The organism is Thiospirochaeta perfilievii (genome assembly GCF_008329945.1).
Lineage (GTDB): Bacteria > Spirochaetota > Spirochaetia > DSM-2461 > DSM-2461 > Thiospirochaeta > Thiospirochaeta perfilievii.
Genome location: NZ_CP035807.1, coordinates 3044604 through 3059944 on the forward strand (window position 1 = coordinate 3044604; position 15341 = coordinate 3059944).

The following is a 15341-nucleotide window of genomic DNA, read 5'->3' on the forward strand; positions in this document are numbered from 1 at the left end:
GACTATGCTTTTTCTGTCAAGTTTTAAATGCAAAATATTTATTATTATTACAATAACACTAATTCTTAGTTCATGTTTAACTATTGAGACGGATTTAAAGTTAAATAGTGATGGAAGTGGTATATTTAAAATTTTATATTCCTTGGATAAAACACTAAATGATATATCTAATTTTGGAAATGAAGATGATATTATCCCGTTAAATCTTAGTCGAGGTTATATCGAGGACATTATAGGGGAGAGTACTGATTTAGTTTTATCAAAATACACTTCTTCTGAAGATGATTTATTTTATAAAGTTAATGTGACTTTTGAATTTAAAACTATTGATGATTTAAATAAGCTGTTACCAAATGAGAATAGTTTTTCTCTTACTCAAGATGGAGATGAAAGTATCCTATCCCAAGGGATAAGTAGTGGAGACAGCGGTGATATAAATGAAGAGAGTTTAAATATTTTAAGAGACATTTATGGAGATCACTATTTTAGATTTTTAGTAAATGTTCCCAGGGATATTATTTCTGTTTCAAATGGTACAAAAACAGAAGATAGAGTTGCTGTATATCAGGAGAGTTTTGTGGATATTATAGCATCAAGTGAAAATAAGGCCTGGAGTATTAGGTGGTAGTATGGAAAGCGCACAATCAATAGAGTGGGATAGGCGTTTAAAAAAGATGTTTGATGAAGTAGATGATTTTCTTGAAGATAAGTATGGTCATCTATATAGACTTCATCCTAATAGGCTTAAAAGAGGTGAAACATCTAATAAAGAGATGGATGGATTGTTTAATATAGGAGCATCATTCTCTCCTGGATATGGTACAGAGTTTGGTCGCGGTTATGTTATTGATCTTCATTTATCAACATTAGCAAAAGTGGAACCTAGGGTTAAAAATGAGATTGAGTTAGATGCGATAAGTATGGTGAAAAGTTTACTTTCTAAATACTTTCCTAAAAGGGAACTTGATATAAAAAAAGATGGCACAGTATATAAATTGTGTGGAGATTTGTCCTTAGGGACATTATAAAAAGAAAATTTTTAAGCTGTGGAGGCTTGTTCGAATGGATAAAAGAAAACAAACGAAAATTGTTGCAACAATTTCAGATTTAAATTGTGGTGTGGATTTCCTTACTACTCTTTATAATAACGGAATGAATGTTGTTAGGTTAAACACTGCTCATCAGTCGCATGAGGGTTCTTTATTAGTAATTGAAAATGTTAGAAAAGTTTCTAGCTCAATTCCTTTATTAGTGGATACAAAAGGTCCTGAAGTTAGAACTTTTAATGTACCAAAAGAGGGTTTAACAGTAGAAGAAGGTGAAATTATTGCTATTGGTGACAACCTTGGTGATCAAAAAGGTTTTTTTACAAACTATGATGGATTTGTAAAAGATATCAGTGTAGGTGCAGATATCCTTATTGATGATGGTGAGACAGCTATGGTTGTTGTTGATAAAAAGGATGATAAATTATTCGTAAAAATATCTAATAGTGGTGTTATTAAGAATAAAAAAAGTATCAATACTCCAGGAGTTCACTTAGATCTACCATCAATTTCTGAAAAAGATGCTGAATACATTAAATTTGCTGCTAAACACAATGTAGAGTTTATTGCTCACTCATTTGTTAGAAACGGTCAAGATGTTAAAGATGTTCAAGCTTTATTAGATGCTGCTGGTTCAGATGCTAAAATTATTGCTAAGATTGAAAACCGTGAGGGTGTTGATAATTTAGAAGAAATTTTAGATGAGTGTTATGGTGTAATGATTGCAAGGGGAGACCTTGGTATTGAGATTCCTGCTCAGGAAGTACCTGCAATTCAAAAACACATGATTGATACATGTATCAGAAGAGCACAACCAGTAATTACAGCTACTCAGATGTTACACACTATGATTGATAATCCTAGACCAACAAGAGCCGAAGTAAGTGATGTTGCTAATGCTATTTTTGATGGTACAGATGCAATCATGTTAAGTGGTGAAACTGCTTATGGAAAATATCCATTAGAAGCTGTTCAGACAATGAATAAAATTGCATTAGAAGTTGAAGCTCATACTCCAGAGTTTAGAGACAATCCTGTTGTATCTTCTGAAAAACAAGTTAGAAGCTTTTTAGCTAAAAAAGCAGTTGAAGCAGCTATTGAACTACCAATTAAATCAATTGTTGTAGATGCTAAAACTGGTTCTTCTGCAAGAATGGTTTCATCTTATAGAGGGAAATTACCAATTTATGTAAAATGTATGCATGAAAACGTTATGAAAACTTTAGCTTTATCATATGGTGTATACGCTTCTACTATTGAAGAGTTTAAACATAGAGATCAGCTAGTTTCTAAAACAATTAGTACATTAATTGATGAAAAACTAATTGAAAAAGATGATCAAATTGTTATCTTAGCAGGTACACCTGGTGATAATGATAAAGCTCCTGAATTTATTCAGATTGCAACAGCTAGTGATTGTTTATAATTATTAAAAAAAATTGCATTAGTAAACACCTCTACTTATAATCTAAGTAGAGGTGTATATAATGGTAGTAGATCAAAACAAATATTTAAAAATTCTAGAACTAGAGCTTGAACACTTAGTTAATGACATATCAAGTGTAATTCAGTACGAAAAAGAACTTCATGACAACCGAACTCATACAAACTTTGTATATCTAGAGAATCTCGTAGTATTAAAAGATGAAATAATGGGAATAAATGGAATTTTAGGAGAAATTACTAATTTCAAAGTAGGTCCCAATGAAAATATTGAGGAAAAACTTCTTGAAAAAATAGAAGCGTTTGTAAAATCGAGGGGTTATCCTACTGCAGTATTACACCTAATAGAAAACAAGATGAGGAAAATAGAGGAAATAAAGGGAATATGCTAGAATTTAAGGTGTTTTAAAGTTGTTCTAAATAAAATATCTTATAATTTTAACTTGTAATAAACTCTTCAAGGTATTAAAATATCTAATATTATATATTTTATAAATAGGTTTAATTATTTGTCTAAAAATTGGGAATAATAAAAATTGGGGGAATTCATGGATGTTCAATTAAAAGAACTAATTGACAAAATAAAAAATGATGGTGTTAAAAGTGCTGAGGATAATGCTAAGAAAATTATCGCAGAAGCAGAGTCTAAAGCTGAGAAAATTATTAAATCTGCTGAAAAAAAAGCAGATGAGTTAAAAGAGAATTCAATTAGAGAATCTGAAGTTACTAAGCAATCTAGTATTGATGCTGTTAAACAATCCTCAAGGGATCTTGTTATTGATCTTAAAAAAGAGATTGAAGGTATTTTTGATGAGTTAATAAAACGTTCAACAGAGGATTCTTTAAAAGGAGACTCTCTTGCAAACGCAATTGTTGCAGTTTTAGGTAATTGGAATAAAGATAGTGTTTCAGACCTTTCAGTTCTATTACCTGCATCAGAAGAAGAAGCTGTAAAGAAGAGCATTAATAGTAAATTTAAAGATTTAATTAAATCAGGATTAGAGATTAAACCACATAGCTCTCTAGATGCTGGTTTTAAAATTTCAGAGAAAGATGGTAATGTTTATTATGATTTCTCTGCAGAAGGTATAGGACAAATGATGGCGGAGTATTTAAGCCCAAGTCTTACACAGTTTGTTAAGGACGTAAAGGAGAGTTAGCATTATGGGACAGTATTATTTTACTGCAGCTTCTTTACCTATATTATCACTAGAGTCCATACCTAGCATAACTTTAGAGTCATTCTTAAGTACATGTGAGCTACATCTTTCAAAGAGAGATTTTAAAATACTCTTTAATAGTAGTATTAAAATTCCTGAAAATGAGAACTCTTTATCAGGAGTAGCAAAAGTATGCTGGGATTGGGAAAAGTCATTAAGAAATGAGTTAGCAAAACTAAGAGCAGCAAAAATCAATAAGTCAGCAGAGGAGTATGTCCGAACTGGTGATATGGTCTTTGATACTCAAAGAATTGCCTCAGAAGCTTTTAAGATTGAGTCACCATTAGAAGCAGAAACATATCTTAATGTTGCTAGATTATCTTTTTTAGAATCTTTAAGTGTTGGTCACTATTTTGATATCACTTTTTTAGTAATCTATTATTTAAAACTTCAAATATTGGATAGAATATCAAATTTTGATACAGATAAAGGTTTTAAGAAATATAAGGAAATATATAAAAATATACTTACAGCTTATGAAGCTGGTGGATCGGAGATATAGATGAAAAGCGTAGGAAAGATCATTGGTGTTAACGGTAATATGGTTACTGTAGAAGTAACTGGAACTGTTTCCATGAATGAAGTTGGTTACATTCTTGTAGATGACAAAAAACTTAAATCCGAGGTTATAAGAATTTTGGGGAATACTTGTCAAATGCAGGTTTTTGAAATGACTAAGGGTATTCGTATTGGAGATAGTGTAGAATTTTCTGACGAATTATTAGCAGTTGAATTAGGTCCAGGCCTTTTAAAACAAGTATATGATGGTTTACAAAATCCACTTCCTGAGCTAGCTGAAGCGGCTGGATTCTTTCTAGAAAGAGGAATTTACTTAAAAGCATTAGATAGAGAAGTTGAGTGGGATTTTACTCCAATTGCAAAAGTTGGAGATAGTGTAGAAAAGGCAGATACATTAGGTAGTGTTCCTGAGGGACCTTTTGTTCACCAGATTATGGTTCCATTTAACTATCTAAAAAAATATAGTGTGAAATCCATAAAAGAAGCGGGCAAATATAAAGTAGATGATGTTATTGCTGTTCTTGAGGATGAAAAAGGTAATACATTTGATGTAAAAATGTATTTCGAATGGCCAGTAAAAAGAGCTATTGACTGTTATTCTGAAAGATTAAAACCAACTAAGCCTATGGTTACTAAAGTTAGGTTAGTTGATACATTTTTACCTGTAGCATTAGGAGGTACGTACTGTATTCCTGGTCCATTTGGTGCTGGAAAGACTGTTCTACAACAGGTTACTAGTAAAAATGCTGAAGTAGATATCGTAATTGTTGCTGCTTGTGGTGAGAGAGCTGGAGAAGTTGTAGAGACTTTAAAAGAGTTCCCAGAGTTAATTGACCCTAAGACAGGTAACTCTTTAATGGAAAGAACTGTAATAATTTGTAATACATCATCTATGCCAGTTGCTTCAAGGGAAGCGTCAGTATATACAGCTGTAACTATTGCTGAATATTACAGGCAGATGGGTCTAAATGTTTTACTTCTAGCTGATTCAACTTCCAGATGGGCTCAAGCTATGAGGGAGATGTCAGGAAGACTAGAAGAGATCCCTGGAGAAGAGGCTTTCCCTGCATATCTCGAGTCTGTAATAGCCGGATTTTATGAGAGAGCGGGTATTGTAAGATTAAAAGATGGCCGAGAGGGTTCTGTAACAATTGGTGGAACTGTTTCTCCTGCTGGTGGTAACTTTGAAGAACCGGTAACACAAGCAACTCTTAAGGTTGTTGGAGCATTCCATGGTTTAAGTAGAGAGAGATCAGATGCTAGAAAGTATCCAGCAATTGATCCTATGGATTCTTGGAGTAAATACCCAAGTGTATTAAATGTTGATGCTGTAAATTATGCAAGAAAAATCCTCTTTAGAGGTGGTGAAATTGAAGCAATGATGAAAGTTGTAGGTGAAGAGGGAACTGCTTTAAGTGATTTTACAATCTACTTAAAATCAGATTTCTTAGATGCTGTATATTTACAGCAAAACTCCTTTGATCCAGTTGATGCAGCAGTAATTGTTGATAGACAAAAGCATATTTTTGCATATATTTTAGAAATTATGGGTGCTGAATTCTCATTTGAAGATAAGGATGAAGCCAGAATATTCTTCAATGCATTAAGACAGGCATTTATTGATTACAATGGTGTTGAGTGGAAAACAGATGAGTTCTATAAGCGAGAAAAAGCGATGTTAGAAACTTTAAATGAAAAGAAAGTTGGGTTGGATAGTACCGCAGCTGAACTACTTAAGGTAGGGGTGTAGGCTAGTATGAGAAAAGTATATAGTAAAATTGAGTCAATTTCAGGAAACGTTATTTCTGTAAAAGCGACGGATGTTCAATACGGAGAGTTAGCAAGAGTGTCTACAACATATGGGGATACACTAGCTGAAGTTATTAAATTAGATGGTGATCTTGTTTCTATGCAGGTTTTTGCTGGTGGAAGGGGTATATCCACTGGAGATGAAGTAAGATTTTTAGGAAACCCAATGAGGGTGTCTTTCTCTGAAAACCTACAGGGAAGAATATTTGATGGGTCCGGTAAACCTAGGGATAATGGCCCTGAATTAACAGAAAATCTCATAACTATTGGTGGGCCTTCTGTAAATCCGGCAAAAAGAATTATTCCAAGGAACATGATAAGAACTGGTATCCCTATGATCGACTTATTTAATACACTAGTTGAATCTCAGAAATTACCAATATTCTCAGTTTCTGGAGAACCATATAACCAACTTCTTTCAAGAATTGCAATGCAGGCTGAAGTTGATCTAATTATTCTTGGTGGAATGGGTCTTAAATATGATGACTACCTATTTTTTAAGGAAGAGTTAGAGAATGGTGGTGCAATGAGTAGAACAATAATGTTTGTTCATACTGCATCAGATCCTGTTGTAGAGTCATTAATGGTTCCAGATATCTCCTTAGCTGTTGCTGAGAAGTTTGCACTTCAAGGTAAGAAAGTTTTAGTGTTATTAACTGATATGACAAACTTTGCAGATGCTATGAAAGAGATAGCTATTACTCAAGAGCAGGTTCCATCTAACAGGGGTTATCCTGGTGATTTATACTCCCAGTTAGCATCAAGATATGAAAAAGCTGTAGACTTTGAAGGTTCTGGGTCTATAACTATTTTAGGTGTAACAACAATGCCTGGTGATGATGTTACTCATCCAGTACCTGATAATACAGGATATATTACAGAGGGACAGTACTATCTAAAGAATGGAAGAATTGAGCCATTTGGTTCGCTATCCCGTTTAAAACAACAGGTTAATGATAAAACTAGGGATGACCATAGAGCCATTATGGATGGTATGATTAAGTTGTACGCAGCTTACAAATCATCTGTAGAGAAAAAATCAATGGGATTTAATATGTCTCAGTGGGACGAGAAACTACTTAAGTATGGTAAACAATTTGAAAAGGGTATGATGGACTTATCAGTTAACATACCTTTAGAAAAGGCACTAGATTTAGGTTGGGAAATATTAGCATCATGCTTTGAAAAGGATGAAACTGGTCTTAAAACTGATTTAATTAATCAGTATTGGCCTGAAGGGAAGTAGGGTATGGCAAAGATAAAGCTTACTAAAAATGAGCAAAAAAAACAGAAAGATGCTCTTAAAATGTATCAGCGATATCTACCTACTCTTATTCTAAAAAAACAACAACTCCAAATGGAAATTCGTCAAGTGGAGTTGAAGGTTGAAGATGTAGAGAGTAAAATCTCTATGATTAATGAGGAGTTTAAATCCTGGATAGGAGTTTTTGGTGAAGACGTAGGTCTTGATGGAAATTTACTAACAGTTAAACGAATTGTTACAGAGAATGGTAATATTGCAGGTGTGAATATCCCCATTTTTGTAGGAGCAGAGTTTGAAGATGTTTCTTATGACTTATTTTTGATGCCACTTTGGGTTGATAAAGCAGTTGAGAAGTTAAAGCAAGTTATGCTGTTAGATTTGGAGATTAAGGTTCTTAGAGAACAGGCTAAACTTTTAGGAGAGGAACTTAGAGTGACAACTCAAAGGGTTAATCTGTTTGAAAAGGTTAAAATACCTGAAACTAAGAGTAATATTAAGAAAATTGCTGTGTATCTAGGAGACCAACAGACAGCTTCTGTTGTTCGAGGAAAGATAGCAAAGAAAAAATTGGTAAAGGTGTCATGATATGATAGCTCAGATGAAGAAAGTATCTATAGTATTATTAGATAAAGATAAACAGAATTCATTAAAGAGTTTAAAGAAACTTGGTATTTTGCACCTTAGTGAAAACTTTGGCTTAAATGAAAATGTTAAAGCTATAGAAGAAAAAATAAAACATGTTGAAACATCTCTTCGTTTTACTGAAGAACACGCTTTAAGTCATAATTTAAAATTTGATGAAGAAGAAGTTATAAGTAAAGTTGATTTAGTTGTTAATCAAGGAGTTGAACTTACAGCTCTTGAAGAAGAAGTTGCAAAAATTAATAGAGATATTGAACTTTTAGAACCATGGGGTGATTTTAATCCTTCAGATCTTAAGCTGCTTGAAGATAAGGGCATAAAAGTTTCTCTTGTAGAACTTAGTAAGGAACAATATGCTAATATTCCAGCTGAGTTAAATTACTTTAATTTAGGTCACACTAAATTAGGTAATCTTATAGCTGTTATTGGTGACTTAAGTGAGAATTACGTAGTATTCGAACCACCGGAATTAGGAATGGAAGGCTCATTAAAGCATTTAGACTCTCTTAAAGTAAAAATTAAAGGTCTTATGCAATCTATTTCTGATCTATCTAAATACCACCATAATATTTTAACCTATAAAAAATTGTTAGAAGATAGGCTAGAGTTTGAAAAAGTTAAGGCTGGTATGGGATATGATGAAGATTTCTCTGTTTTAGAGGGATGGATTCCAACTGAAAAGGTTGAAGATTTCAAGTTGGTAGCTTCAAAAAAAGGGTGGGGAATTGGTTTGTCGGATCCTATAGAAGGTGATGAAACTCCTACTCTGTTAAAAAGTGGTAAAATTGTATCAATGATACACCCAGTTATGGATTTCTTAGGAAATTTACCTGGCTATTGGGAAAAGGATGTAAGTCCATTCTTCCTAGTATTTTTTGGTTTATTTTTTGGAATGATCATTGGAGATGCTGGATATGGTATGATATTTTTATTGATTACTGCAGCTGTGCAGTTTAAAATTAAAAAATTTAACACTCCATTAGCTCTATTTTACTATTTATCCTCATGTACAGTTATCTGGGGAGCACTTACTGGAACATGGTTCGCTAGTGAATCTATAAAAGGTCTAGCAATAATGCAAACTTTTCAATTACCACAGATCTCCACTGGAGCTCAAGTGATGAAACTCTGCTTTGATATTGCTTTAATACATCTATTCCTTGCAAGAATATTCTCTTTTTTCTGTGAAATTAAGAAAGGAATTGCTGCTATAGCTGACCTAGGTTGGGCTTTAATGTTATTAGGTCTATACTTTTTAGTTTTAAATATGGTATTAGATGCAACTATGTATCCTATGCCTAGTTGGGCTTTTACATCGATAATTGTTGGGTTTGTAGTTGTTATAATTTTTGGTGAGCAAACAAATGATAGAAACTTTTTCAAAAGTCTTTTATTTGGTATTGCAGGTTTACCCCTAAAAATCTTAGATTCAATTGGAGTTTTCTCTGATATTATCTCTTATGTAAGATTATATGCGGTAGGTCTAGCAGGAATAGCAGTTGCCCAAAGTTTTAACTTTATGGCTGCCCCAATGATTGAAAGTGGAAATGGAATGATTATTCCAGGATTACTTATTTTATTAGTTGGTCATGCTTTTAATATAGCAATGGCTGCTCTATCAGTACTTGTTCATGGAATCAGATTAAACGTTTTGGAGTTTTCAAATCATTCTGGTTTAAATTGGACAGGTATTAAATATAGCCCTTTTAGGGAAAAAAATTATATACATAATTAAGGAGATTATTTTTATGGAATTTGATTTAGGATTATTAGGATTCGCCGCTTCGTTAAGTTTAGCTGGTATTGGTTCAGCGTTAGGAATGGGTTTTGCAGGTCAAGCTGCAATTGGTGCTTGGAAAAAATGTTTTGCAACAGGTAAACCTGCACCATTTACACTTGTAACATTTGTTGGAGCTCCATTAACACAGTTATTCTACGGATGGATACTTATGGGAAGTCTTTTATCTTCAACTGAGTCTCCTGCAAAGGTTTTTGCAGCTGGTCTTTTTGGTGGTTTAGCTATGGGTGCTTCTGCAATGATGCAGGGTAAAGCAGGTGCAAGTGCAGCTGATGCCTTAGCAGAAACAGGGAAAGGATTTACAAATTACCTTATGGTTGTTGGTCTTATTGAGACTGTAGCCCTTTTTGTAATGGTATTTTTAATGTTAGTTGTTTAATCCTTAGTAAAAGATATAGAAGGGTAGAGAAATCTACCCTTTTTTTATTAATAGTTATTAATATTTGATTTGACTATAAGGGAAATCTAGGTAATAATTAATTAAAATAATTTAAAAATTGGAGTAAAAAAATGAAAAAAATAGGTATTAATGTCTATATTACAGAAGGATGTAGGCTTACCAAGGAGTCTTCTCTTAAACTTATCAAGAAAACCGAAGAAATCTTTAGGAGTAATGGATTTTATTTATCATTTCCTATTATATCCATTACATATGTGGAAAAGATCTTAGATGATGGAACATCTATATTTGATTTTAATATGGATAATAGAATAACAAAATCATATCTATTGAATTCAAACCCACACTTTTTTTCTGTTGAGAAACACAAAGAGATTTCAGTTTTTCCACATAACGATACAATAAATCTTGTATTAGTTAAGAGCTTACATGATACTGGTGTTGACTCATGGCCTAATGCTGCGACCTTTGAAAAGACCAATACCATATTTATATCAGAAACATGTTATGAGACTACATTAGCCCATATAATGATGAAGCACTTTGGTATATCAGATCAATATCATAATCCTAAAAATCTATCCTACGGTTGTGATCTATTAAGACTCGATACAAAGATGAGTGAAGAAGAGAAACTAATTCTTAGTGAAGAGCTAAGCGAGTCAGTTACAAATATATAAAATAGAGTATAAAAAAAACCACACTAAGTGTGGTTTTTTATATTTTAAAAATTATATTTATCTATTGAATCAATTCTGTAGTTAAACATTCGTTCGTTAATTTCGAAACTAAGAACATCTCCTACTACATGACCTAAGAGTTCAGCTCCTAAAGGAGACATATATGATATAATTCTATTAGAAGGATCTGATTCCCATGTACCAAGTATTATATAGTTCTCATTCTCATTTGAATCAATGTTATGTAACATAATAGAAGTACCAAAAGATACTTTTGAAGAATCAACACTATCAGGATCAACAATTTTTGCTTTACCAATCTCTTCTTTTAATCTACCAATTGTTATATTAAGATTTTCTTGTCTCTCTTTTCCTGCTTTATACTCAGCATTCTCTTTAAGGTCTCCCATCTCAATTGCAATACCAATCTCCTTAGAGTTTTTAGGTATTTCAACATCTAAAATATGTTTAAGTTCTTTCTGCTTTTTAGCATAACTCTCTTCTAAGCAGTATAGACCCCTTGCAGAAGAGAACGTTTGTTCCACATCTTCTTCTCCATAAAACTTCATCTTAGGGAATTTTAAAGCAATCTTATCTTTTAATCCTAATCTAATTGAAGGATCTAACTCCTTAACATCATTAATAATACTAAATAGTCTAGCTACTTCATCTTGATCAAATTCGTCTATGAAAGTATTAATTCTACCCTCTTTAAATAGGAAGCTTAATATCTGTCTATTGTACTTTCTATTATTAGCAGCGTCTTTTTTATTTTCAATATCCCTATAAGTCACTCTTAATAACTGAATAAGATTAACTAAAAGTTCACTATAACTTATATCTAGTTTTTCATACCAGTTCTCTTCATCAGCATTTCTAGCAAGCCAAATTAGAGACTCTCTGAACTCACGATGGTGGGTTATAATATCTTTAAAAAGAGAGATAACTCTATCTTTATGTCCAGTATGAATAAGTACTTCTACAGTGTGTTTATTTAAGTAGTATGGAAATAGGTTTACAAAAATATCTACCCAATCTTCACAGTTAGTTCTTATAAGTGAGAGAAAATCCTTCTTATAATCAGCTAATTTTATATTAGAGAATAGTTCTTCTAATTTTTCAATGTCATCAAAAAGTTCATTAAAACTATAGTTAATGCCTGGGTTTAAAAATGGATAAACCTTCATTATATTATTAACAAAAATATAACTTGTTACTACATACTCATTCACATTTGCTGTATTTAAGAAAGATGTGAAGTATGAGAACATCTCTCCAAAAAATTCAGAATCTGGATCAGAGTTTTCTAAAAACTCATTAATAACTTCAAGTCTATTAAAGAACTTTGAGTCAGCTCTAAATTTATTGTATGCTTTTTCCTCATATGATATAGGCTTATCTCTAACAATAAATTTATCAAGGTTATCAGGTAGGTTACCAAAGCTTGAATCAGTTTTTAATGTTTTTCTAGCCTCTGCACCCCAAGTAGTCCACTCACCTGGAGTTAACACAGAAGGTACAAGTTCAGCTTTAATTTTTTTCATATCAGCTGATTCAAAACTATTAATAATTGTAGTTAAAGCCCATTTTACATCACCTTTAACTTTTGCCTTTAATTTATCCTTAGCAATAACACCTTTTAATACCCAAATGTGCTTTTTATTTAAACTTGTTAAAGAGTTCACAGCCATTTTTAGAGACATTGAATGGCCTCTTTTTTTAACAAAATCAATAATGATATTATCACCATCGATATTTTTAATTACCCCAATATCCCATGTTCTATGGTATACAAAGTTTCCAGCATCAAAGGAGATATGTTTTTCAAAATCTGATATTGCATCGTGAACATGTCTCCAGCCTTGGCTTAAATTAGATAATCTTATATATTCGTCAAGATGACTATTATCAGAATATTTATTTTTAAAACAGTTAGTTATCTCTTTTCTTGCCCAACCATATTTAGGATCTAATATAAGAATCTTCTTTAAAATTATTATACATGTATCCCAATCTTCTTCTTCATTAAATTTAGGATAGAGTTCTTCTAAAAGAATAATTGATTTTTCAGCACCAATTATTTTTGTGTTTTTATTTGCTACATGAATAAAGAAATCAATATCAGTATGGCAATACTCGACTAATTTACTCCAAATTTCACCAATATTACCAACCATTTTTTTGTTAATATATCTGTAAATAGCTTTTTTATAATAGCTAACGGCATGGTCAATATCTCCAGCTTCTTCCTTAGCAATAGCTAGTTTTTTAATAATATCAGCTTCTTCATAATCAATTTTGATTAATCTTTCCCATACAGCGTATAAATTTTCTTTATCATTCTCTTGAGTATAGTATTCTGCTAAAGTTTTTAATGCTTGTTTATTCTCACCAAACTCTAATATTTTGTCGCATAAGTATTTAACAATATTCCACTTAGAATTTTTCACGAAGATATTAATTAAGATGATAAAACTAGTATCATCAACAAGTTGAGTTTCTAATGAAATCATTCCTGATAAATAAAGTGCAATTAAACTATTTTTAGAACCTTCTAAGTGTTCATTTGTTAGCTCCATTGCTTCATCCGCTTCATTGTTTTCCGTAATTTCTTCTAATAAATCATTTAGGATATTAAAATTACTAATGCTCCAAGATGCAATACCGCTTCCAGTCCATTTTTCTTCCTTAAGCATATCGCTTAATTTATTAATAGTTTCACTCATCTTTAAAAACACCTCTATCTAATTTAAGTATAAGTCGTAAATTTTTTTATCTAATAGTTTAATATTCAATAAAATTTCTTCAATCTCTGTTTTAGTAGCATTTGTCGAAACAAAAAAATCTAAAAGTCTAAAATAGTGATTAATTAATCTAGGAATTACGATTCCTCTATTAATCTCTCCAATAGTTAGTTGATTGTTAAGCGAGTATATACTCTGCTTTAGTAGTCCAACTTCAATTGGTTTTAGTTCTTTTTTCACTGAAAAAAGTCCTAAGATTGTACCATATACAGGTATCCACTCTTTTAATTCATTTAAAGGATACTCTTTATACTCTAAGTTTTCGATAATCTTTTTAATAATCATCGATTCTAAAGAGTCTAAATCAATATCCTGGGGAGCAATAAAAAAAGCCTCCCTAAAAAACAATTTTGAATGTTTTTCTTCATCAATTAATGAGTAAACATCTGCCAACTGGGCTAAAATAGAAGAGCTGTTTTTTGTAATAGTAACCGCCTCTTCTAGTAATTTTTGAGCTAAATCATAATCACCCAGTATCTTTTGACAAAAACCCTGCTTTAATAGTAGATCAGGATTCTTTTCATTATTAGTTAGCTCACTATATCTTTTGAAAGATATATAAGCGGTATTGTAAATCCAGTGTTCAATATCTTTAACACCATGATCGATTAATATTGAGTTTTGATGTATATAACTCTTAGTAAAACTCTTTGCTTCCCTAAGTAAATACTCACCTTTTTCAAAAAAATCATCAATTTTATCAAGTTTTACTTGACGTTCCTTCCAATACCCTGCTATTTTCATACCAGATTTAGCTTCGATACTCTCGAAATTAATCACCAAAGCATCATGAAATGCATCCCATGATTCTTCTATTTTACCTTGGTATAAAAAATCTTTGGCAAAGTTTAAATGTTTTTCAAAGCTCTTTTGATTAAATTCGCTTAACCTTTTGTTCTTTTTTACACCACTTCGCATTCCTCTAAGAATACATCAGTTAAGGGTGGAGAGTCAACAAACCTACATAAAATAATCTGTATTTGATTATAATATTAAATAGGTGGTATTATTAAAATATGAAAGATGAAGATATAGAAAATAAAAAAATCATAAGTGCACCTTCCGTTTTAAGTGCAAATTTTTCAAAAATGGGAGAAGCCATTAATACAATTAACGAAGCTGGTGCAGATTGGGTTCATTTAGATGTTATGGATGGATCATTTGTACCTGTTATAACTTTTGGTCATAAACTTGTTGAGGATATAAGACCGTTAACTGACAAGGTCTTTGATGTTCACTTAATGGTCAATAATCCAGGTAATCAAATTGAAAATTTTATTAACGCTGGTGCAAACTATTTAACAATCCACTATGAGGCTGATTTACACTTAAATAGTACTCTAAAAAGAATTAGAGATTTAGGTTGCAAATGTGGAGTGTCCATTATTCCATCTACACCTGTATCTGTTTTAGAGCATATTCTCCCTTTTGTAGATCTGGTTTTGGTTATGTCTGTTAATCCCGGTTTTGGAGGACAAACTTTAATAGAAGATACATTAATTAAAGTTACACAACTTGCCGACATTAAAAAAGAGAGAGGTTTTGATTATTTAATTTCCATTGATGGTGGAGTTAATAGAAACACTGCTTCTAAGGTCATTTCATCAGGAATAGATGTATTTGTTGCAGGATCTGCTTTTTTTGGGGCACAAAATCCTAAAGAAGAATTAAAAATAATTAAAGGGTATTAAACGGGGTATTATGTCTTCCAATAAA

15 protein-coding genes are annotated in these 15341 nt (G+C 31.9%); 13 read left to right on the forward strand and 2 right to left on the reverse strand.

Annotated features, from left to right (window positions below; translation table 11 throughout):
• Positions 1 to 4: 4 nt before the first annotated feature.
• The 12 genes from EW093_RS14140 to EW093_RS14195 all read left to right on the forward strand — a co-directional run bounded on the left by EW093_RS14140 (position 5) and on the right by EW093_RS14195 (position 10821).
• Positions 5 to 628 (forward strand): hypothetical protein, encoded by a 624-nt coding sequence (locus tag EW093_RS14140; protein ID WP_149569025.1) that lies wholly within the window; start codon positions 5 to 7, stop codon positions 626 to 628.
• 1 nt (position 629) lies between these two features.
• A complete protein-coding gene (locus EW093_RS14145; RefSeq protein ID WP_149569026.1) occupies positions 630 to 1028 on the forward strand; it encodes a hypothetical protein in 399 nt (132 codons plus the stop codon).
• Between the two features lie 34 nt (positions 1029 to 1062).
• On the forward strand, positions 1063 to 2472 hold the full coding sequence (pyk, locus tag EW093_RS14150; protein ID WP_149569027.1) for a pyruvate kinase: 1410 nt from the start codon (positions 1063 to 1065) through the stop codon (positions 2470 to 2472).
• Between the two features lie 61 nt (positions 2473 to 2533).
• Positions 2534 to 2881, forward strand: coding sequence for a hypothetical protein (locus EW093_RS14155; RefSeq protein ID WP_149569028.1), 348 nt, complete (start codon positions 2534 to 2536; stop codon positions 2879 to 2881).
• A 156-nt stretch (positions 2882 to 3037) separates the two neighbouring features.
• Positions 3038 to 3649, forward strand: a complete 612-nt coding sequence (locus EW093_RS14160) for a V-type ATP synthase subunit E (RefSeq protein ID WP_149569029.1) — start codon at positions 3038 to 3040, stop codon at positions 3647 to 3649.
• A 4-nt stretch (positions 3650 to 3653) separates the two neighbouring features.
• On the forward strand, positions 3654 to 4211 hold the full coding sequence (locus EW093_RS14165; RefSeq protein WP_149569030.1) for a DUF2764 family protein: 558 nt from the start codon (positions 3654 to 3656) through the stop codon (positions 4209 to 4211).
• Positions 4212 to 5978, forward strand: a complete 1767-nt coding sequence (locus EW093_RS14170; protein ID WP_149569031.1) for a V-type ATP synthase subunit A — start codon at positions 4212 to 4214, stop codon at positions 5976 to 5978.
• Positions 5979 to 5984: 6 nt separating this feature from the next.
• On the forward strand, positions 5985 to 7283 hold the full coding sequence (locus tag EW093_RS14175) for a V-type ATP synthase subunit B (protein WP_149569032.1): 1299 nt from the start codon (positions 5985 to 5987) through the stop codon (positions 7281 to 7283).
• A gap of 3 nt (positions 7284 to 7286) precedes the next feature.
• The gene (locus tag EW093_RS14180) at positions 7287 to 7886 is read left to right on the forward strand and encodes a V-type ATP synthase subunit D (RefSeq protein ID WP_149569033.1); all 600 of its coding nucleotides are present in this window, start codon (positions 7287 to 7289) and stop codon (positions 7884 to 7886) included.
• 13 nt (positions 7887 to 7899) lie between these two features.
• A complete protein-coding gene (locus EW093_RS14185) occupies positions 7900 to 9678 on the forward strand; it encodes a V-type ATP synthase subunit I (RefSeq protein WP_149569034.1) in 1779 nt (592 codons plus the stop codon).
• Positions 9679 to 9691: 13 nt separating this feature from the next.
• Positions 9692 to 10120, forward strand: a complete 429-nt coding sequence (locus EW093_RS14190; protein ID WP_149569035.1) for a V-type ATP synthase subunit K — start codon at positions 9692 to 9694, stop codon at positions 10118 to 10120.
• A 131-nt stretch (positions 10121 to 10251) separates the two neighbouring features.
• Positions 10252 to 10821 (forward strand): hypothetical protein, encoded by a 570-nt coding sequence (locus tag EW093_RS14195; RefSeq protein WP_149569036.1) that lies wholly within the window; start codon positions 10252 to 10254, stop codon positions 10819 to 10821.
• Positions 10822 to 10865: 44 nt separating this feature from the next.
• Here the strand turns inward: EW093_RS14195 and greA are convergent, their stop codons facing one another.
• Together greA and EW093_RS14205 are read right to left on the reverse strand one after the other, a co-directional pair.
• The gene (greA, locus tag EW093_RS14200; protein WP_149569037.1) at positions 10866 to 13547 is read right to left on the reverse strand and encodes a transcription elongation factor GreA; all 2682 of its coding nucleotides are present in this window, start codon (positions 13545 to 13547) and stop codon (positions 10866 to 10868) included.
• 18 nt (positions 13548 to 13565) lie between these two features.
• Positions 13566 to 14543, reverse strand: coding sequence for a tetratricopeptide repeat protein (locus tag EW093_RS14205; RefSeq protein WP_149569038.1), 978 nt, complete (start codon positions 14541 to 14543; stop codon positions 13566 to 13568).
• 98 nt (positions 14544 to 14641) lie between these two features.
• On the opposite strand from EW093_RS14205, the gene rpe reads away from it, so the two are divergent.
• Positions 14642 to 15316: a ribulose-phosphate 3-epimerase gene (rpe, locus tag EW093_RS14210; RefSeq protein ID WP_149569039.1), complete on the forward strand. Its 675-nt coding sequence runs from the start codon at positions 14642 to 14644 to the stop codon at positions 15314 to 15316.
• Positions 15317 to 15341: the final 25 nt, after the last annotated feature.